Raw genomic sequence first — 20,004 nt, forward strand, 5'->3', positions numbered from 1 at the left:
TTTTTCAAAGCTGACGGGCTCGCGTATATTGGCCAGCGCCTCGGCTTATCGGCCGCAATCGAGGCGGGGGGCGGCTTATCCGGCTGCTCGACACAAAAAACATCCGAGAGAAGGAACGCAACGATGCCAGCGAGCAAAGCGAAGCTGTTGTTGGGGGTGGTGTGTTCTTCGCTGATTCTGACGGCCTGCAACGACGACGTGACGTCGTCCGCTGCTGCAAGCGCCGCCAATTCGGCCGATCCCGCCGGTCAGGTCGACCGCGCGTACAACGATCCCAACAGTTATTCGTCGAGCGCGAACGCGTCGCTCGACGCATCCGCCGCGGTCGAAAAAGCCGCCGTCACGCACCATCAGATCACGCTGAACGGCAAGACGATCCGCTACACGGCCACCGCCGGCCACCTCGTCGCACACAATCCGCAGACGGGCGCGCCCGAAGCGTCATTCTTCTATGTCGCGTACACGGCCGACAACCAGCCCGCGGCGAAGCGGCCCGTCACGTTCCTGTACAACGGCGGCCCGGGCTCGGCCTCGGTGTGGCTGCACCTCGGTTCGTTCGGCCCGCGCCGGATCCAGACCGGCGACCCGAACGCGAACACGTCGACGTTCCCGTTCGTCGACAACCAGGAAACGCTGCTCGACACGACCGACCTCGTGTTCGTCGATGCGATCGGCACCGGCTTCTCGGAAGCGATCGCGCCGAACACGAACCAGACGTTCTGGGGCGTCGACCAGGATGCCGGCGCGTTCCGCGATTTCGTGACGCGCTACCTGAGCGTGAACCAGCGCAACGATTCGCCGAAATACCTGTTCGGCGAATCGTACGGCACGCCGCGCACCGACGTGCTCGCGAACCTGCTCGAGACGGCCGGCGTAAAGCTCGACGGCATCGTGCTGCAATCGTCGATCCTGAACTACAACACGAACTGCGACATGGCGAGCGACTATGTCGGCAACTCGAACAACGGCGCGAGCCCGGTGAGCTGCGCCGGCTTCGTGCCGTCGTACGGCACGGTCGGCGCGTATTACCAGCTGGACAACCCCAATCCGACGAACCTGCCGCAGTATGCGGACCAGATGCGCCTGCTGACGGCCGGCAGCTACGCGCCTGCCGTGAACGCGTATCTGGCGAGCCACACGCCGCCGCCGCCGAATCTCGTCACGACGATGGCGAATTCGACCGGCGTGAAGCGGGCGCTGTGGAATGCGGACTTCAACGTGGTCCCGACCTTCTTCGACAACAGCTTCCAGCTGTCGCTGGTCCCGGGCACGCTGATCGGCCGCTACGACGCACGCGTGAACGTGCCCGTGTCGAGCCCGCTCGCGGCCGACGGCGATCCGTCCAGTTCGTTCATCACGAAGCCGTTCACCGACACGATCGGCAGCTACCTGCCGAACGAGCTGAAGTACACCGCGCAGTCGGCCTACTCGGTGAGCAGCAATGCGATCAACACGTGGGACTGGACGCACGACGGTCTGGCGATGCCCGACACGATCCCCGATCTGGCCGCGGCGCTGACACTGAATCCGCAGCTGAAGGTGCTGTCGCTGAACGGGTATCACGACATCGCGACGCCGTTCTACCAGACCGAGCTCGACCTCGCGCGGCTCGGGACGCAACCGAACCTGACGATCAAGGACTATCAGGGCGGGCACATGGTTTATCTCGACGATACGTCGCGTCCGCAGGAGAAAGCCGATCTCGTGACCTTCTACAGCGCGGCCGCGCACTGATTGCGCCACGTCGGCGACGGGCGCCCCCGGCGGCGCCGCTCGCCGGCCGTCGACCTCATTCCAGACTGGAGCCTGACATGAAGAATCGTTTCATCGTCGTTGTCGCGGCGCTCGCATGCGTCGGCGCCGCAGCATCCCTCTCCGCGTTCGCGCAGGCGAGCGACGCCGCCGCGCCGGCGCGTGCGCGCCAGGCGCAGCTCGGCGATCCTTACGTGCCGCCGGCCGCCCGCCATCCGACCGCCGGCACGCAAACGACCGGCGCCGCGCTGCATGCGCAGGTGGTGCGCAAGCTCGCGCGGCAGTTCAGCGCGGCCGATACGCAGAACACGGGTTCGATCACCGAGTCGCAGGCGCGCGCGGCCGGCCTCGGCTATGTCGCGAACCACTTCCGGCAGATCGACGCGGGCGGCAACGGTCGCGTGTCGTTTGCCGACGTGCAGCGCTACATGCAGACGCGCGACACGAGCCAGCAGTAAGCGCGGGACGCGTCGGACAAACGGGGGCGGAGCCTGCGACGCGGCGGGTTTTCCGCCCCCGTGCGCATGGCGTGGCCGCCGCGTCGAGCCCGCGGCCGATTTCGTCCCAATCTCATTATCTGGACAACGCATTCAAATATTGGAGACGAGTGCGTGCGCTCCTACAATCCGAAGCACATCGACAGCTTCGGACCCACGCATCGCGCGGCGCCCGTCGCACACGGAGACACCTTCCATGAAGTTCGCCGGGCGCTTTACTCGGTGCATCGACCGCCGCCACGCCGCAGCACCGGACGCAGTTCCGGCGCCGCGCGTGCGGCTTCACCGATTCCGTTGAAGAAGCCCGCCCCATGACCAAGATGCCAGATTCCCTTGCCCTCGACGCCCGGCGCGCGATGCCGGTCAATGCGTCGCTGACCGACAGCATCGGCGCGACCAGCACGCCGCTCGACCTCGCCGCGCAGCAGGCCGGCACGCAGACGCTGCTGCGCGGCCTCGCGATCCTCGAGGCGATCGCCAACGGCGCGCGCGACATGCGCGCGATCGGCGCCGCGCTCGGCACGACGCGCAGCACGACGCACCGGCTCGTCAGCAGCCTCGTGCAGGCGCGCTATCTGCGCCAGGTGCAAGGCGGCTACCTGCTCGGCCCGAAGCTGATCGAGCTGGGCACGATCGCGCTCGAGCAGATGCCGCTCACCGCGGTGGCGCGTCCGCATCTGGAAGCGCTCGCGGAAGCGACGCTCGACACGATTCACCTCGGCGTGCGCGACGGCGACGACGTGTTGTACATCGACAAGATTCCCGGCACGCGCGGCCTCGAGATGCGCTCGCGCGTCGGCCACCGGATGCCGCTCGCGTCGACCGGCATCGGCAAGGCGATGATGCTCGACCTCGATCCGGACCTGTGGCGCTCGCTGTTCGAAGCCGCGCGGCGCGCGCTGGCCGGCGTCAACTTCAAGCCCGACAACCGGCCCGAGACGAGCGCGTTCCTGCAGCGCATGGCCCATTACGCGGCCGGCGGCTATACGTTCGATCTCGAGGAAAACGAGGCGTCGATCCGCTGCGTGGCCGCGCCGATCCGCGATGCGTCGGGCGCGATCGTCGCGGCCGTGTCGGTCGCGAGCACGATTCCGTACATGCCGCACGACCGCATGGACGAACTGATTCCGCTCGTGCAGCGCGAAGCGCGAGCCATTTCCGCGGAGCTGGGCTGGAGCCCGCCGCAGGGTACCCGCAGGATCAAACGATGACGACTTCGACCCGGCCCGTTCCGGATGCCAGCTCCGCCTCTCCGTCGCTGATCGCGCTCGACTGGGGCACCACGTCGCTGCGCGCGTATCTGTTCGACGCGCACGGCGTGCCGATCGACACGCGCAGCCGGGCGGCCGGCGTGATGCACGTGCCGGGCGGCGGCGCGCGTGCGTTCGACGCGGTGTTCGAGGAAGCGTGCGGCGACTGGCTCGACCGTGCGCCCGGCCTGCCGGTGCTCGCCGCCGGCATGGTCGGCAGCGCGCAGGGCTGGCGCGAGGCGCCGTACGTCGCGGTGCCGGCCGGCGCCGACGCGCTCGTCGCGGGCCTCATCACGGTGACGACGGCGCGCGGCGCGACGGTCTCGATCGTGCCGGGCGTGATCGCGACGGGCGAATTGCCCGACGTGATGCGCGGCGAAGAAACGCAGATCGTCGGCGCGCTCGCGAGCGACCCGACGCTTGGCGCCGATCGTTCAGGGGTCCTGATCGGCTTGCCGGGCACGCATGCGAAATGGGCATGGGTGAAGGACGGGCTGATCGAGCGCTTCCAGACCTTCATGACCGGCGAGCTGTTCGCGGTGCTGCGCGATCACACGATCCTCGGCCGCACGATGCGAACGGGCGCGTCGCCCGACCGCGACGCGTTCGTGCGCGGCGTATCGGTCGCACGCGGCGCGCAACACACGGGGCTGCTCGCGACGATTTTCAGCACGCGCACGCTGGGGCTGACCGACCGGCTCGCGCCCGATGCGCAGGGCGACTACCTGTCCGGCTTGCTGATCGGCCACGAGCTGAATGCGCTCGATGCAATGCTCGCGGAGCGCGGCATCGCGCTCGCGAACCAGCCGCTGCTGCTGATCGGCGACGACGGCTTGTGCTCGCGCTACGTCGATGCGCTCCAGGTATTCGGCCATGCGCATGCGCGTGTCGCCGCGCATGCGACCGAGCTCGGCCTGTGGCGGATCGCGTCGCGCGCCGGGCTCGTGCGCGCGGACGGCAAACCCGTCTGCGCCGACCACTGAACACTGAACCGCTTGCAGAGGAATCCTCGATGCCGTCCGACCTGACATTGCCCGCGCCATACACGCCCCACGCCGCATTGATGCGCGCGTTCGACGCGTGTCCGCTGATCGCGATCATGCGCGGCATCACGCCCGCCGAAGCGGCCGATCACGGCCGCGCGCTGTACGACGCCGGCTTCCGGATCGTCGAGGTGCCGCTCAACTCGCCGGACCCGTTCGACAGCATCGCGGCGCTGCGGCGCGCGTTGCCGGACGACGCGATCGTCGGTGCGGGCACCGTGCTGCGCGCCGAGTACGTCGACCGCGTGCAGGACGCGGGCGGCGCGCTGATCGTGATGCCGCACAGCGACGCAGCCGTGATCCGCCGCGCACGCGAGCGCGGGCTGGCGAGCGCGCCGGGCGTCGCGACGCCGACCGAAGCGTTCGCGGCGCTGACGAACGGCGCCGACGTGCTGAAGATGTTCCCGGCCGAGCAACTCGGCGTGACGGTCGTGAAGGCGTGGCGCGCGGTGATCGACCGCGCGGTGCCGCTGATTCCGGTCGGCGGGATCGCGCCGGACAACATGCGGCCGTTCCTCGACGCCGGCGCGAACGGCTTCGGGCTCGGTTCGGCGCTGTATCGCCCCGGCCAGTCGGCCGACACGACCGCGGCGAATGCGCGTGCGTTCCAGGCCGGCTTGCGCGTCGCGCGCGGCGGAGCCGCATGATGGGCCGCCTCGCGGGCAAGGTCGCGATGGTGACGGGCGCGGGCCGCGGCATCGGCGCCGCGATCGCGCGCGCGTTCGTGCGCGAAGGCGCGGCCGTCGCGCTCGTCGATCTCGACTTCCCGCAGGCGCAGCACACGGCCGCCGCGATTGCACACGAATGCGAGGGCGCGCGCGTGCTGCCGCTGCAGGCGGACGTCGCGCGGCAGCAGGCGGTGCGCGACGCGCTCGCGCAGACCGAAGCGGCGTTCGGCCCGCTCGACGTGCTCGTGAACAACGCGGGCATCAACGTGTTCGCCGATCCGTTGACGATGACCGACGACGACTGGCGGCGCTGCTTCGCGGTCGATCTCGACGGCGTGTGGCATGGCTGCCGCGCGGCGCTGGAGGGCATGGTCGAGCGCGGGCGCGGCAGCATCGTGAACATCGCGTCGACGCATGCATTCAGGATCATCCCGGGCTGCTTTCCGTACCCGGTCGCGAAGCACGGCGTGCTGGGGCTCACGCGGGCGCTCGGCATCGAATACGCGGCGCGCAACGTGCGCGTGAACGCGATCGCGCCGGGCTACATCGAGACGCAGCTGACGCGCGACTGGTGGGACGCGCAGCCCGATCCGGCCGCCGCGCGCGCCGAGACGCTCGCGCTGCAGCCGATGAAGCGGATCGGCCGCCCGGAGGAGGTCGCGATGACGGCCGTGTTCCTGGCGTCCGACGAGGCGCCGTTCATCAATGCCGCGTGCATCGCCGTCGATGGCGGGCGCGCGGCGCTGTATCACGACTGACGCAACGATTCGAAAGACCGCACGTGCGACGGCCGCGCGCATGCTGCGTCGAAACCAACAAGCGGCTGCATCCTGTTCGATGAAAACAAGGAGACACTGGAGATGAAACGCAGAACGTTCGTAACGCTGGCCGCTGCGGCCGCGGTGGTGATGGGTAGCCCGGTCGCGCACGCGGCCGACCCGGTCAAGATCGGCTTCCTGGTGAAGCAGCCTGAAGAGCCGTGGTTCCAGGACGAATGGAAATTCGCCGAGATCGCCGCGAAGCAGAAGGGCTTCACGCTCGTGAAGATCGGCGCGCCGTCCGGCGAGAAGGTGATGAGCGCGATCGACAACCTGTCCGCGCAGAAGGCGCAGGGCTTCATCATCTGCACGCCCGACGTGAAGCTCGGGCCGGGCATCGTCGCGAAGGCGAAGTCGCACAACCTGAAGATGATGACGGTCGACGACCGCCTCGTCGACGGCGCGGGCAAGCCGATCGAGGCGGTGCCGCACATGGGGATCTCCGCGTACAACATCGGCAAGCAGGTCGGCGACGGCATCGCGGCCGAGATCAAGAAGCGCGGCTGGGACATGAAGGACGTCGGCGCGATCGACATCACCTACGAGCAGTTGCCGACCGCGCACGATCGCACGAGCGGCGCGACCGACGCGCTGGTCGCCGCCGGCTTCCCGAAGGCGAACGTGATCGCGGCGCCGCAGGCGAAGACCGACACCGAAAACGCGTTCAACGCGGCGAACATCGCGCTCACGAAGAATCCGCAGTTCAAGCACTGGGTCGCGTACGGCCTGAACGACGAGGCCGTGCTCGGCGCGGTGCGCGCGGCCGAAGGGCGCGGCTTCAAGGCCGACAACATGATCGGCATCGGCATCGGCGGTTCCGATTCGGCGTTGAACGAGTTCAAGAAGCCGCAGCCGACGGGCTTCTACGGCACCGTGATCATCAGCCCGAAGCGCCACGGCGAGGAAACCTCGGACCTGATGTACGCGTGGATCACGCAGGGCAAGGCGCCGCCGCCGCTGACGCTGACGACGGGCATGCTCGCGACGCGCGAGAACGTGGCGAAGGTGCGCGAGGAGATGGGGCTCGCGTCGAAGTAAGCGGCCCGCCGGCTGCCGCGGCGACGCGGCGGCCGGCGGTCGATCGATCTGGAAGTGGGGAGACGACGTGTCAGCGGCACTGCGTTTTGACAATATCGGCAAGGTATTTCCCGGCGTGCGCGCACTCGACGGCATTTCGTTCGACGTGCATGCGGGCGAGGTGCATGGCCTGATGGGCGAGAACGGCGCGGGCAAGTCGACGCTGTTGAAGATTCTCGGCGGCGAATACCAGCCCGATGCGGGCAGCGTGCTGGTCGACGGCCAGCCCGTGCAGTTCGCGAGTGCGGCCGCGTCGATCGCGGCCGGCATCGCGGTGATTCACCAGGAATTGCAGTACGTGCCCGACCTGACGGTCGCGGAAAACCTGTTGCTCGGCCGCCTGCCGAACGCGTTCGGCTGGGTGAGGAAGCGCGAGGCGAAGCGTTACGTGCGCGAGCGGCTCGCCGAGATGGGCGTCGATCTCGATCCGGACGCGCGGCTCGGGCGGCTGTCGATTGCGCAGCGGCAGATGGTCGAGATCTGCAAGGCACTGATGCGCAACGCGCGCGTGATCGCGCTCGACGAACCGACGAGCTCGCTGTCGCATCGCGAGACCGAAGTGCTGTTCAAGCTGGTCGACGATCTGCGTGCGCAAGGCCGCGCGCTGATCTACATCTCGCACCGGATGGACGAGATCTACCGGCTGTGCGATGCGTGCACGATCTTTCGCGACGGGCGCAAGATCGCGTCGCACGAATCGCTGGCCGACGTGCCGCGCGAGCGGCTGGTTGCCGAGATGGTCGGGCGCGAGATTTCGGACATCTACCATTACGCGCCGCGCGCGCTCGGCGACGTGCGATTTTCCGCCGAAGGCGTCGACGGCCCGGCATTGCGCGAACCCGCGAGCTTCTCGGTGCGCGCGGGCGAGATCGTCGGTTTCTTCGGGCTCGTCGGCGCGGGCCGCAGCGAGCTGATGCGGCTCGTGTACGGCGCGGACCGCCGGCGCGCGGGCGTGCTGACGCTCGACGGCGCGCGCATCGACGTGAAACGCACCGGCGACGCGATTCGGCACGGCATCGTGCTGTGCCCCGAGGACCGCAAGGAAGAAGGGATCATCGCGATCGCGTCGGTCGCCGAGAACATCAACATCAGCTGCCGCCGCCATTCGTTGCGCGCGGGGCTCTTCATCAACGGCAAGATCGAAAGCGAAACGGCCGACCGCTTCATCCAGCGGCTGAAGATCAAGACGCCGAACCGGCGCCAGAAGATCCGCTTCCTGTCGGGCGGCAACCAGCAGAAGGCGATCCTGTCGCGCTGGCTCGCGGAGCCCGACCTGAAGGTCGTGATCCTCGACGAGCCGACGCGCGGGATCGACGTCGGCGCGAAGCACGAGATCTACGACGTGATCTACCGGCTCGCGGAGCGTGGCTGCGCGATCGTGATGGTGTCGTCGGAACTGCCGGAAGTGCTCGGCGTGTCCGACCGCGTCGTCGTGATGCGCGAAGGCCGGATCGCCGGCGAGCTGCCGCGCGCGCAGGCGAACGAGCACGCGGTGCTGAACCTCGCGCTGCCGCAGACGAGTGCGGTCGAGGCGGCCTGACGCGGCATACGACATTCGAATCGAACACGCGCGGCGTGGGCCGCGCGATGCAGGAGCAGGAGATACACCATGCAAGTCAACGAAAATCTTGCCAGCGCCGCCGCGAAGCCGTCGGCCGACGCGCTGGTGCCGCAGCAGAGCGACCGCCAGAAGTGGTGGCAGCATCTGACCGAATACAGCCTGATCGCGATCTTCGCGGTGATGTTCATCACGATGTCGCTGACCGTCGATCACTTCTTCTCGATCGACAACATGCTCGGCCTCGCGCTGTCGATCTCGCAGATCGGCATGGTCGCGTGCACGATGATGTTCTGTCTCGCGTCGCGCGACTTCGACCTGTCGATCGGCTCGACCGTCGCGTTCTCCGGCGTGCTGTGCGCGATGGTGCTGAACGCGACCGACAACACGTTCGTCGCGATCGTCGCGGCGGTCGCGGCCGGCGCCGCGATCGGCTTCGTGAACGGCGCGGTGATCGCGTACCTGCGCATCAACGCGCTGATCACGACGCTCGCGACGATGGAGATCGTGCGCGGGCTCGGCTTCATCGTGTCGAAGGGGCAGGCGGTCGGCGTGTCGTCGGACACCTTCATCGCGCTCGGCGGGCTGTCGATGTTCGGCGTGTCGCTGCCGATCTGGGTCACGCTGCTGTGCTTCATCGGGTTCGGCGTGCTGCTGAACCAGACCGTCTACGGCCGCAACACGCTCGCGATCGGCGGCAATCCGGAAGCGTCGCGGCTCGCGGGGATCAACGTCGAACGCACGCGCGTGTACATCTTCCTGATTCAGGGCGCGGTGACGGCGCTCGCGGGCGTGATTCTCGCGTCGCGCATCACGTCGGGCCAGCCGAACGCCGCGCAGGGCTTCGAGCTGAACGTGATCTCGGCGTGCGTGCTCGGCGGCGTGTCGCTGATGGGCGGCCGCGCGACGATCTCGGGCGTCGTGATCGGCGTGCTGATCATGGGCACCGTCGAGAACGTGATGAACCTGCTGAACATCGACGCGTTCTACCAGTACCTCGTGCGCGGCGCGATCCTGCTCGCGGCCGTGCTGCTCGACCAGCTCAAGAACCGCGGCGTACGCGACTGACCGACCTGTTCCCACGGAGACGATCCGCATGACCATCGACACTTCCGCGCCCGATCCGCACGCCGCGAGCGACACGCGCTTCGCGCGCTACCCGAGCCTCGAGGATCGCACCGTGCTGATCACGGGCGGTGCGACCGGCATCGGCGCGTCGTTCGTCGAGCACTTCGCCGAACAGGGTGCGCGCGTCGCATTCGTCGATCTCGACGCGGCGGCCGGCGCCGCGCTCGCCGAGCGCCTCGCGCATGCGCGGCATGCGCCGCTGTTCCTGTCGTGCGACCTGACCGACATCGACGCGCTGCGCCGGGCGATCGACGCGATCCGCGCGCGCATCGGCGCGATCGCGGTGCTCGTGAACAACGCGGCGAACGACACGCGCCATGCGATCGGCGACGTGACGCCCGCGTCGTTCGACGCGGGCATCGCGGTGAACCTGCGTCACCAGTTCTTCGCCGCGCAGGCAGTGATCGACGACATGAAGCGGCAGGGCGGCGGCGCGATCATCAATCTCGGCTCGATCAGCTGGATGCTGAAGAACGGCGGCTATCCCGTCTACGTGATGGCGAAGGCGGCCGTGCAGGGCCTGACGCGCGGCCTCGCGCGCGAGCTCGGCCCGTTCGGCATCCGCGTGAATTCGCTGGTGCCCGGCTGGGTGCTGACCGACAAGCAGCGCCGGTTGTGGCTCGACGACGCGGGCCGCGCGGCGATCAAGGCCGGCCAGTGCATCGATGCCGAGCTGCTGCCGGCCGATCTTGCACGGATGGCGCTGTTTCTCGCGGCCGACGACAGCCGGATGATCACCGCGCAGGACGTGATCGTCGACGGCGGCTGGGCCTGATCGTTCGCACGACCTGCATCGTTTCTTCGACGAAGGAAAGGAGCTCACCATGACCGCCACGTCCTCGCGCGCATCGTCGTCCACCAGCCAGTCGCGCCGCGCGCGCCTGGCCGCCGCCGCCCAGCCGGTCAGCCCCGGCCCGCAGACGGCCGCGTTCGCGCAGGGCGTCGGCGCCGCGCATGCGGCGGCCGTCACGCTGTCGAACGCGTCGCTGCGGCTCGACGTGCTGCCGCACCTCGGCGGCGGCATCGCGCGCTTCGACTGGCGCGGCGACAACGGCGTGCTGATGCCGGTGTTCCGTCGTTGCGAGCACCCGGAGACGGCGACGGACCCGAACGAGCTCGCGTGCTATCCGCTGCTGCCGTACTCGAACCGGATCGGCGACGGGCGCTTCGAATGCGACGGGCGCAAGGTCGCGGTGCCGCGCAACCGTCGCGACGAGCCGCTGCCGATCCACGGCGATGGCTGGCTCGCGCCGTGGCAGGTGGACGATGCGACCGACACGTCGTTGCAACTGTCGCTCGACCGTGCCGCCGGCGCGCCGTATGCGTTCCGCGCGATCCAGTCGTTCGAGCTCGACGACGCGACGCTGTCGATCGCGCTGACGATCGAGAACGCGGGGCGCGCGCGGCTGCCGTTCGGGCTCGGCGTGCATCCCTTCCTCGTGCGCGATGCGGCGACCGAGCTGGCCGCGGCGGCGGGCGGCCTGTGGCTGTCGGGCGCCGATTTCCTGCCGGTGCGGCACGTCAGCGTGCCGCCGGCCTGGCAGTTCGGCGTCGCGTATCCGCTGCCGGCCACGCTCGTCAATCATGCGTTTACCGGCTGGGGCGGCCACGCGACGGTGAGCTGGCCGCGCCGCCGGCTGTCGCTGACCGTCTCGGCCGACGCCGACGCGTACGTGCTCTATACGCCGCCGGGCGAGGATTTCTTCTGCTTCGAGCCGGTCGATCATCCGATCAATGCGGTGAACCTGCCGGGCGGCGCGGCCGCGCACGGGATGACGCTGCTCGCGCCCGGCGAGCGGCTCACGCGGCGCTTCGCGTTCACCGTCGAGCGCGCCGATGCGCGCGGCAGCGCCGCGGCACGCGAGGCCCGCCCGCGACGCGGGTAAAATACGCGGTCTACCAACGGTTTGCCGCGAGTACCCGCCATGTCTTCCCCGCTTACTTTCATCGAATCGCTGCGCGCCGCGTGGCAACGCACGAATTCGCTGCTGTGCGTCGGCCTCGATCCCGAGCCGTCGCGCTTTCCCGTGCAGTTCGACGGCCAGCCCGACGCGATCTTCGAGTTCTGCCGGCAGATCGTCGACGCGACCGCGCAGTACGCGAGCGCGTTCAAGCCGCAGATCGCATACTTCGCCGCGCACCGCGCGGAAGACCAGCTCGAGCGCCTGATCGCGCACATCCATCTCCAGCATCCGGGCCTGCCCGTGATCCTCGACGCGAAGCGCGGCGACATCGGCAGCACCGCCGAGCAGTACGCGCGCGAAGCGTTCGAGCGCTATCGCGCGGACGCCGTCACGGTGAACCCGTACATGGGCTACGACTCGGTCGAGCCGTACTTCGAGCACGAAGGCAAGGGCGTGATCGTGCTGTGCCGCACGTCGAACCCGGGCGGCTCGGATCTGCAGTTCCTCGACACGAACGGCGCCGGCCATCCGGGCCGGCCGCTGTACCAGGTCGTCGCCGACCTTGCGGCGAACAAGTGGAATGCGAAGAGCGGCCAGCTCGGCCTCGTGGTCGGCGCGACGTTCCCGAACGAAATCGAGATCGTGCGCGGGATCGTCGGCGACATGCCGCTGCTGATTCCCGGCATCGGTGCGCAGGGCGGCGACGTGCAGGCGACCGTCAACGCGGGGCGCACGGCCGACGGCACCGGGATGATGATCAACTCGTCGCGCGCGATCCTGTATGCGAGCAAGGGCGAGGATTTCGTCGAAGCCGCGGCGCTCGCCGCGCAGAAGACGCGCGACGCGATCAACGCGCATCGCTGATCGAATCGCGCGACACCGTATCGCCGCACCGTATCGCTGTACCGTATCGCTGTACCGTATCGCACCACACCGCCCGGCCGCCCGCTGGGCGGTTGGTGCCCGCCCCGCGCCCGCGGCCGCGCTGCATCCTCCCGTTCTCCTCCGCGTTCCCCGATCGTCCCTGGCGCACGCCGACAACTTCCCGTCGCTTCCGTACCGCATGTCGCTAATTTATTCGCGCGATGCTGCCTCTTGTCATCGATCCGTCACGAAAATGTCAAGAAAAGGAGCGACGCCATGCCCAAGCTGTCCCGCCGTCTTCTGAGCGCGTTCGCCGCGTCGCTGTGCATGACGTTCGCCCATGCGGCGGATCTGTCGCACTGGCCGGCCGACAGCGCGAAGGCGCTGAACGCGATGATCGCCGCGCACGCGAACCGCGGCGACTACGCGGTGTTCGACGCCGACAACACGACCTACCGCTACGACCTCGAGGAAGCGCTGCTGCCGTATCTCGAGAACCGCGGCGTGCTCACACGCGATTCGCTCGACCCGTCGCTGAAGCTGATCCCGTTCAAGGATGCCGCCGACTACAAGGAATCGCTGACGAGCTACTACTACCGGCTGTGCGAGATCGACGATCTGGTCTGCTATCCATGGATCGCGCAGGCGTTCGCCGGGCAGTCGCTCGCCGACCTGAAGCGCCACGTCGACGCGATGCTCGCCGACGGCAAGCCGATTCCGATCCGCTACTGGCACGGCGACAAGATCGTCGACGGCACGGTGAACCCGCCGCGCTTCTTCCGCGGGATGCAGGAGCTGTACAACGCGCTGCGCGAGAACGGCATCGACGTCTACGTGATGACGGCCGCGCACGAGGAGCTCGCGCGGCTCGTGCTGTCCGATCCGAAGTACGGCTACAACGTGAAGCCGCAGAACGTGATCGGCGTGACGACGCTGCTGCGCGACCCGGCGACCGGCACGCTGACGACGTCGCGGCTGCAGATCAAGGCCGGCAAGTACGACGAGGCCGCGAACCGCCACCTCGTGATCACGCCGTTCCTGATGAACCCGATGACGTGGTACGAAGGCAAGCTCGGTTCGATCGTCGGCTGGATCGACCAGTGGAAGAAGCCGGTGCTCGTCGCGGGCGACACGCCGACGTCCGACGGCTACATGTTGCTGAACGCGACCGACGTCGCGCGCGGCGGCGTGCGTGTGTGGGTCGACAAGAAGGACAAGCAGATGGCGCAGATCCGCGCGTGGTCGGACGAATCGGCCGCGAAGCAGAAGTCGCTCGGCTTGCCGGTGACGGCGGACAAGAACTGGATCGTCGTGAAGCCCGACGCGATTCAATAAGCGCGCGGCGGGGCGGCACGCCCCGCCCGGTCAGCGCTCGCGCTCGTCGAGCAGCTTCAGCAGCCCGCGCAGCGCATGCGCGGCCGCCTGCGTGCGGATCTGTTCGCGGTCGCCCTTGAACACTAACGTCTCGACGTCGGTATGCAGCCGGTTGCTCCAGCCGAACGATACGGTGCCGACCGGCTTCTTCTCGCTGCCGCCGGCCGGGCCCGCGATGCCGGTAACGGACAGCGCGACCTGCGCGCGGCTGTTGCGCAGCGCGCCTTCGGCCATCGCTCGCGCGACGGGCTCGCTGACGGCGCCGTGCTTGTCGATCAGGTCGGCCGGCACGCCGATCATCTCGATCTTGGCCTGGTTCGAGTACGTGACGAAGCCGCGCTCGAACCACTGGCTGCTGCCGGAGATGTCGGTGATCGCCGCGGCGATCATGCCGCCGGTGCAGGATTCGGCGGTGGCGAGCGTGAGGTGCTCGTCACGCAGCTTGTTGCCAGCGCGGATCGCAAGCTGGTGAACGACGGAATCGGTTGGCATACGCGTCGGGAAACAGTCGGGGAAGCGGTCGGAAAATCGGTCAGCCGGCGACGGAGCGCCACAGGGCGATCACGAGCAGCGTCATGAACGCGGCCACCAGGTCGTCGACCATGATGCCGAGCCCGCCTTTCAGGCGGTGCTCGAAGTAGTGGATCGGCGGCGGCTTGAGCATGTCGAAGAAGCGGAACGCGACGAACGCCCACAGCTGGCCGACGAAGGTCGCGGGCGTGACGAACAGCATCACGAGCCAGATCGCGACGATCTCGTCCCAGACGACGGCGCCCGGGTCGGCCATCCCGGCCTTCTTCGCGGTGAAACCGGTGACCCACGTGCCCGCCACGAAGCCGACGGCGATCAGCGCCCACCATTCGGGCACCGTCAGGTAGCGGTTGAGCACGACGAACGTGAGCCAGCCGAACAGCGAGCCGAACGTGCCGGGCATGATCGGCGCGAGCCCGCTGCCGAAGCCGAGCGACACGAGATGCGCTGGGTGCGACAGCATGAAGCGGGCCGTCACGCGTGTCGGCGCGGGCTGCGCGGCGCCGGGCTCGGCCGCGGCGTGCGTGGGCGTCGGATCAGTCTGCATGGAAGTGGTCGAAGCCGTGCAACGTGAGAGCGAGGGGCGCGCCGGCCGCGTCGCGCCACGCGATGGCGGGTTGCGCCGACGGCGCGGACAACGCGCGTATTGTACCGATTCGCGTGACCGGCACGCCGGCCGTGGCGCCCGCCGCCGCGACCGCCGCGCGGGCCGCGACCGGCGCCGTGAAGCACAGTTCGTAGTCGTCGCCGCCGGCCAGCGTGCAGCGGCGCTGCACGTCGGCCGGCAGCGTCGCGAGCGCGGCCGAGCGCGGCACCGCGTCGGCGTCGATCTCGGCGCGCACGTTCGAGCGCGTCAGGATGTGCTGGAGATCGCCGGCGAGGCCATCCGACAGGTCGAGCGCCGCGTGCGCGACGCCCGCGAGCGCCAGGCCGAGCGCGACGCGCGGTTCGGGCCGCTCGAGCGCGCGCCGGAACGCGGCGGCTTCATCCGCGCCGGCCGCCCATTCGCCGCGGGCGACGCCGAGGCCCGCGCGCGCATCGCCCAGCGTGCCGGACACCCACACGTCGTCGCCGTCGCGCGCGGCATCGCGCCGCAGCGCCGCGTCGGGCGCGACTTCGCCGAACACGGTCACGCACAGGTTCAGCGGCCCGCTCGTCGTGTCGCCGCCGATCAGCTCGCAGCCGTATCGCTCGGCCAGCGCGAAGAGGCCGTCGCTGAACGCCTCGAGCCACGCCACGTCGGCCCGCGGCAGTGCGCACGCGAGCGTGAATGCGCGCGGCTCGGCGCCCATCGCCGCGAGGTCCGACAGGTTGACCGCGAGCGTCTTGTGGCCGAGCGCGTCGGGCGCGACATCGGGGAAGAAGTGGCGGCCTTCCACCAGCATGTCCGTCGAAATGGCCAGCAATTTCCCGGATCGGGGCGCAATCAGTGCGCAATCGTCGCCGATGCCGAGCGTCGACGCGCGGGCGCCCTGCGCGGCGCGGCGCGTGAAGAAGCGTTCGATCAGCGAAAACTCGGAGAGGGCGGCTGGCACGGCGGGCGGTCCGAAACGGTTGAAGGAACGGCATTGTACGAGGCGAGCGGCGGCGCTCCTGCACCATCCAGTACATTTTGGTCGCGGCTGTTGCACCCGAATCGCCGGTCTGGCGGCCGATGATTGGCGCTACAATGCCGTCGAACAGTTATTCTAATCCGCACGTCACGAGACACATGTCCACCCAAGCCTCCTCCAAAGCCAAGCTCCGCGAAGCCGCGCTCGACTATCACGAATTTCCGACCCCCGGCAAAATCGCGATCGCTCCGACCAAGCAGATGATCAACCAGCGCGACCTCGCGCTCGCGTATTCGCCGGGTGTGGCGTACGCGTGCGAGGAGATCGTCGAGAACCCGCTGAACGCGGCGCGTTTCACCGCGCGCAGCAACCTGGTCGGCGTCGTGACGAACGGCACGGCGGTGCTCGGTCTCGGCAACATCGGCCCGCTCGCGTCGAAGCCGGTGATGGAAGGCAAGGCGGTGCTGTTCAAGAAGTTCGCGGGCATCGACGTGTTCGACATCGAGCTGAACGAATCGGACCCGCACAAACTCGTCGACGTGATCGCCGCGCTGGAGCCGACCTTCGGCGGGATCAACCTCGAAGACATCAAGGCGCCGGACTGCTTCATCGTCGAGCGCGAAGCGCGCAAGCGGATGAAGATCCCGGTGTTCCACGACGACCAGCACGGCACCGCGATCGTCGTGGCCGCGGCCGTCACGAACGGCCTGAAGGTCGTCGGCAAGGACATCAAGAAGGTCAAGCTCGTCGCGTCCGGCGCGGGCGCGGCCGCGCTCGCGTGTCTCGACCTGCTGGTCGACATCGGCCTGCCGCTCGAGAACATCACGGTGACCGACCTGGCCGGCGTGGTCTACAAGGGCCGCACCGAACTGATGGATCCGGACAAGGAGCGTTTCGCGCGCGAAACCGACGCCCGCACGCTCGCCGAAGTGATCGACGGTGCGGACATCTTCCTTGGCCTGTCGGCCGCGGGCGTGCTGAAGCAGGAGATGGTGAAGGGCATGGCCGAGCGCCCGCTGATCCTCGCGCTCGCGAACCCGACGCCGGAAATCCTGCCGGAACTCGCGCTCGAAGTGCGTCCCGACGCCGTGCTGGCCACCGGCCGCACCGATTACCCGAACCAGGTCAACAACGTCCTGTGCTTCCCGTTCATCTTCCGCGGCGCGCTCGACGTCGGCGCGACGACGATCACGCGCGAAATGGAGATCGCGGCCGTCAATGCGATCGCCGAACTCGCGCAGCACGAGCAGAGCGACATCGTCGCGACCGCGTACGGCATCCAGGATCTGTCGTTCGGGCCCGAATACCTGATTCCGAAGCCGTTCGATCCGCGCCTGATCGTGAAGATCGCGCCGGCCGTCGCACAGGCCGCGATGGACGGCGGCGTCGCGACGCGCCCGATCGAGGACATGGAGGCGTATCGCGTCCATCTGCAGCAGTTCGTGTATCACAGCGGCACGACGATGAAGCCGATCTTCCAGATCGCGCGCGCCGCGCCGGAAGAGAAGAAGCGCGTCGTGTTCGCGGAAGGTGAAGAAGAGCGCGTGTTGCGCGCCGTTCAGATCATCGTCGACGAAAAACTCGCGAAGCCGATCCTGATCGGCCGCCCGTCGGTGATCGAGCACCGCATCCAGCGCTACGGCCTGCGCCTCACGCCCGGCGCCGATTTCACGGTCGTCAACACCGAGCACGACGAGCGCTACCGCGACTTCTGGCAGACGTATCACAAGATGATGGCGCGCAAGGGCATCAGCGAGCAGCTCGCGCGCGTCGAAATGCGCCGCCGCACGACGCTGATCGGCTCGATGCTGGTGAAGAAGGGCGAAGCGGACGGGATGATCTGCGGCACGATCAGCACCACGCACCGCCACCTGCACTTCATCGACCAGGTGATCGGCAAGCGCCCGGGCTGCAGCGTGTACGCGGCGATGAACGGGCTCGTGCTGCCGGGCCGCCAGATTTTCCTCGTCGATACGCACGTGAACGTCGATCCGACGCCGGAGCAACTGGCCGAGATCACGATCATGGCCGCGGAAGAAGTGCGCCGCTTCGGCATCGAGCCGAAAGTCGCGCTGCTGTCGCACTCGAATTTCGGCACGAGCAATGCACCTTCGGCGAAGAAGATGCGCGATACGCTCGCGATCCTGCAGGAAACCGCGCCGGAGCTGAAGGTCGACGGCGAGATGCACGGCGACGTCGCGCTCGACGCGGCGCTGCGCAAGGAAATCCTGCCGGAATCGACGCTGGAAGGCGACGCGAACCTGCTGATCCTGCCGAACATCGACGCCGCGAACATCGCGTACAACCTGCTGAAGACGGCCGCCGGCAACAACATCGCGATCGGGCCGATCCTGTTGGGCGCCGCGGAGCCGGTGCACGTGCTGACCGAATCGGCGACCGTTCGCCGCATTGTCAACATGGCGGCGCTGCTGGTCGCCGACGTCAACGCCGCGCGCTGAGGCGAAACGACGCGGCGCCGGTCGAACCGGTGCCGCGCGTCGGGCGAAATTGTAAACAAAAGCAAAAAGAGGCGTGCCCGCAATGGGCACGCCGCGGGCAGGGCGCAATCGCGCTTCCCATAAGCAACAGCAGCATCTTTCCACTCCGGGTAGCGAGTGTGGCAAGGAGGCAGGGTCTTGCCATATGAAAGATGCCGGTCGTATTTTATCTCATGTAAGTTAAATGTAGTGCAAATTCGGTAAGAAATACGGCATTACCGGTGTCGCGCGGCTTTCGATTCCCAAACGGACATTGATTCGCGCGGCCAATAACGCTACGCTAACGCCTTTGTTGGTCGTCAACTACTTGATTTAACAGCGGGAACCCTGGTTCATGGCACGCAAGTGGCTCCGCAACGGCGCGCTCGCGTCCGTCTTCGCGATGTTCGCGATGGGTATCGTCGGCACGCCGACGGGCAGTCTGGTTTCCGCCGCTTACGCACGGGAGGCCGTTCCGGCCGACGTGGCCGCGAGCGGGCTCGATACGATCCCGGCCGCCCGTCTTCCGCGCGAAGCCGTGACCACGCTGGGCCTGATCGCCGCCGGCGGCCCCTATCCGTACGAGAAAGACGGCGTCGTATTCGGCAATCGCGAGCGGATCCTGCCGAAGGCGAAGCGCGGCTACTACCATGAGTACACGGTGCCGACGCCGCGTGCGCGCAATCGCGGCGCGCGCCGGATCGTCTGTGGCGGGCCGTTGCGCCGGATCGACAACTGTTATTACACGGGCGACCACTACAACAGTTTTAAACGTATTGTTGAATGACTTCGGGACGAATGGCATGAGCGACTCCATCTACGCGCACGATACGGCGGCGGCGGAACTGTTCGCGGCCGGCGACGGTAATCTGTTTCAGCGTGTGATTCAGTTGCACGCGGCGGCGCAGGCCGGCGGCACGCCGGAGCAACAGGAAGCCGAGCCCGGGCTTTCATCGAACGAGGAGCCTATGAGCCTTTTCACGACCGTGCGACCCAATCTCGTGCAGTCGATCCGCGCGTTCCGCGTGCAGGATCTCGCCGACGAAGCCGGTCGGCTCGGCCAGCATTTCCTGTATGCGTATTGCGGCGCCGCGCAGTCGAAGCAGGAAGTGATGGAAACGATCGCGACGTCGTTCCTGTTTCCGAAGCATTTCGGGAAGAACTACGACGCGCTGTACGACTGCCTGACCGACCTCGTCGCGAAGGCCGGCGCGCAGCCCGGTTTCGTGATCGTCCTCGAAGGGCTGCCGATCGCGCAGAAATTCGACAAGGAAGGGCGCGAGACGCTGCTCGACGTGTTCCGCGAGGCGGCCGAATTCTGGGCCGAGCGCAAGGTCGCGTTCCGCGTGTTCTACTCGTTCGCGTAAGCGCATCGGCCTGCGGCCGATTCGCCGAACCGCCCGTCAAAAGCCCGCTTCGAGCGGGCTTTTTTGCGTGTGCGCCCAGCATGGGCGCATTCCTGCGGGTGGAAGTCCCGCCATAAGCTGATCACGGCAAATGAAGTGAAGCG

The 20,004-nt window shown here is 68.0% G+C and carries 19 protein-coding genes; 16 read left to right on the forward strand and 3 right to left on the reverse strand.

What is annotated here, in order from left to right:
• Nucleotides 1-123 precede the first annotated feature (123 nt).
• The 13 genes from WT97_RS14210 (at nucleotide 124) to WT97_RS14270 (ending at nucleotide 13,894) form a co-directional block, all read left to right on the forward strand.
• Nucleotides 124-1,734 (forward strand): S10 family peptidase, encoded by a 1,611-nt coding sequence (locus WT97_RS14210; protein ID WP_060353648.1) that lies wholly within the window; start codon nucleotides 124-126, stop codon nucleotides 1,732-1,734.
• A 77-nt stretch (nucleotides 1,735-1,811) separates the two neighbouring features.
• On the forward strand, nucleotides 1,812-2,210 hold the full coding sequence (locus tag WT97_RS14215) for an EF-hand domain-containing protein (protein ID WP_060353649.1): 399 nt from the start codon (nucleotides 1,812-1,814) through the stop codon (nucleotides 2,208-2,210).
• Between the two features lie 350 nt (nucleotides 2,211-2,560).
• Nucleotides 2,561-3,460 carry an IclR family transcriptional regulator gene (locus tag WT97_RS14220; RefSeq protein WP_034206368.1) on the forward strand — a complete coding sequence of 300 codons (900 nt, stop codon included), beginning with the start codon at nucleotides 2,561-2,563 and terminating at the stop codon, nucleotides 3,458-3,460.
• Nucleotides 3,457-4,482 carry a 2-dehydro-3-deoxygalactonokinase gene (locus WT97_RS14225; protein WP_059500945.1) on the forward strand — a complete coding sequence of 342 codons (1,026 nt, stop codon included), beginning with the start codon at nucleotides 3,457-3,459 and terminating at the stop codon, nucleotides 4,480-4,482. The genes WT97_RS14220 and WT97_RS14225 overlap by 4 nt, the downstream gene beginning before the upstream one ends.
• A gap of 29 nt (nucleotides 4,483-4,511) precedes the next feature.
• A complete protein-coding gene (locus WT97_RS14230) occupies nucleotides 4,512-5,189 on the forward strand; it encodes a 2-dehydro-3-deoxy-6-phosphogalactonate aldolase (RefSeq protein ID WP_059500946.1) in 678 nt (225 codons plus the stop codon).
• A complete protein-coding gene (locus WT97_RS14235; RefSeq protein ID WP_060353654.1) occupies nucleotides 5,189-5,968 on the forward strand; it encodes an SDR family oxidoreductase in 780 nt (259 codons plus the stop codon). Before WT97_RS14230 ends, WT97_RS14235 begins: the two co-directional genes overlap by 1 nt.
• Before the next feature lie 102 nt (nucleotides 5,969-6,070).
• Nucleotides 6,071-7,066, forward strand: coding sequence for an arabinose ABC transporter substrate-binding protein (locus WT97_RS14240; protein ID WP_059500947.1), 996 nt, complete (start codon nucleotides 6,071-6,073; stop codon nucleotides 7,064-7,066).
• Nucleotides 7,067-7,133: 67 nt separating this feature from the next.
• Nucleotides 7,134-8,645, forward strand: coding sequence for an L-arabinose ABC transporter ATP-binding protein AraG (gene araG, locus WT97_RS14245; RefSeq protein ID WP_060353650.1), 1,512 nt, complete (start codon nucleotides 7,134-7,136; stop codon nucleotides 8,643-8,645).
• A 69-nt stretch (nucleotides 8,646-8,714) separates the two neighbouring features.
• Nucleotides 8,715-9,731 (forward strand): L-arabinose ABC transporter permease AraH, encoded by a 1,017-nt coding sequence (gene araH, locus WT97_RS14250; RefSeq protein WP_059500949.1) that lies wholly within the window; start codon nucleotides 8,715-8,717, stop codon nucleotides 9,729-9,731.
• A 28-nt stretch (nucleotides 9,732-9,759) separates the two neighbouring features.
• Nucleotides 9,760-10,566, forward strand: coding sequence for an SDR family NAD(P)-dependent oxidoreductase (locus WT97_RS14255; protein ID WP_060036097.1), 807 nt, complete (start codon nucleotides 9,760-9,762; stop codon nucleotides 10,564-10,566).
• A 49-nt stretch (nucleotides 10,567-10,615) separates the two neighbouring features.
• Nucleotides 10,616-11,677: an aldose 1-epimerase gene (locus WT97_RS14260; protein ID WP_060353651.1), complete on the forward strand. Its 1,062-nt coding sequence runs from the start codon at nucleotides 10,616-10,618 to the stop codon at nucleotides 11,675-11,677.
• A 39-nt stretch (nucleotides 11,678-11,716) separates the two neighbouring features.
• Nucleotides 11,717-12,559, forward strand: coding sequence for an orotidine-5'-phosphate decarboxylase (gene pyrF / locus WT97_RS14265; RefSeq protein ID WP_059500952.1), 843 nt, complete (start codon nucleotides 11,717-11,719; stop codon nucleotides 12,557-12,559).
• 276 nt (nucleotides 12,560-12,835) lie between these two features.
• The gene (locus WT97_RS14270) at nucleotides 12,836-13,894 is read left to right on the forward strand and encodes a hypothetical protein (RefSeq protein WP_059500953.1); all 1,059 of its coding nucleotides are present in this window, start codon (nucleotides 12,836-12,838) and stop codon (nucleotides 13,892-13,894) included.
• Between the two features lie 30 nt (nucleotides 13,895-13,924).
• On the opposite strand, the gene WT97_RS14275 is transcribed toward WT97_RS14270, so the two are convergent.
• From WT97_RS14275 to thiL, 3 genes are read right to left on the reverse strand one after another with little or no spacing between them, the layout of a single operon-like run.
• Entirely contained in the window at nucleotides 13,925-14,425 is a 501-nt protein-coding gene (locus tag WT97_RS14275; protein WP_027783514.1) for a CinA family protein, read from the reverse strand.
• A 40-nt stretch (nucleotides 14,426-14,465) separates the two neighbouring features.
• Entirely contained in the window at nucleotides 14,466-15,011 is a 546-nt protein-coding gene (locus WT97_RS14280) for a phosphatidylglycerophosphatase A (protein WP_060353652.1), read from the reverse strand.
• Entirely contained in the window at nucleotides 15,001-15,999 is a 999-nt protein-coding gene (gene thiL / locus WT97_RS14285) for a thiamine-phosphate kinase (RefSeq protein WP_060353653.1), read from the reverse strand. The genes WT97_RS14280 and thiL overlap by 11 nt, the downstream gene beginning before the upstream one ends.
• A gap of 134 nt (nucleotides 16,000-16,133) precedes the next feature.
• Here thiL and WT97_RS14290 point away from each other — a divergent pair, with 134 nt between their 5' ends.
• The 3 genes from WT97_RS14290 (at nucleotide 16,134) to WT97_RS14300 (ending at nucleotide 19,861) form a co-directional block, all read left to right on the forward strand.
• Nucleotides 16,134-18,476 (forward strand): NADP-dependent malic enzyme, encoded by a 2,343-nt coding sequence (locus WT97_RS14290; protein ID WP_306454016.1) that lies wholly within the window; start codon nucleotides 16,134-16,136, stop codon nucleotides 18,474-18,476.
• A 373-nt stretch (nucleotides 18,477-18,849) separates the two neighbouring features.
• Nucleotides 18,850-19,281 carry a ribonuclease domain-containing protein gene (locus WT97_RS14295; RefSeq protein WP_059500957.1) on the forward strand — a complete coding sequence of 144 codons (432 nt, stop codon included), beginning with the start codon at nucleotides 18,850-18,852 and terminating at the stop codon, nucleotides 19,279-19,281.
• Between the two features lie 16 nt (nucleotides 19,282-19,297).
• Nucleotides 19,298-19,861: a barstar family protein gene (locus tag WT97_RS14300; RefSeq protein ID WP_006476945.1), complete on the forward strand. Its 564-nt coding sequence runs from the start codon at nucleotides 19,298-19,300 to the stop codon at nucleotides 19,859-19,861.
• Nucleotides 19,862-20,004: the final 143 nt, after the last annotated feature.

The organism is Burkholderia sp. MSMB1459WGS, from assembly GCF_001534535.1.
Classification (GTDB): domain Bacteria; phylum Pseudomonadota; class Gammaproteobacteria; order Burkholderiales; family Burkholderiaceae; genus Burkholderia.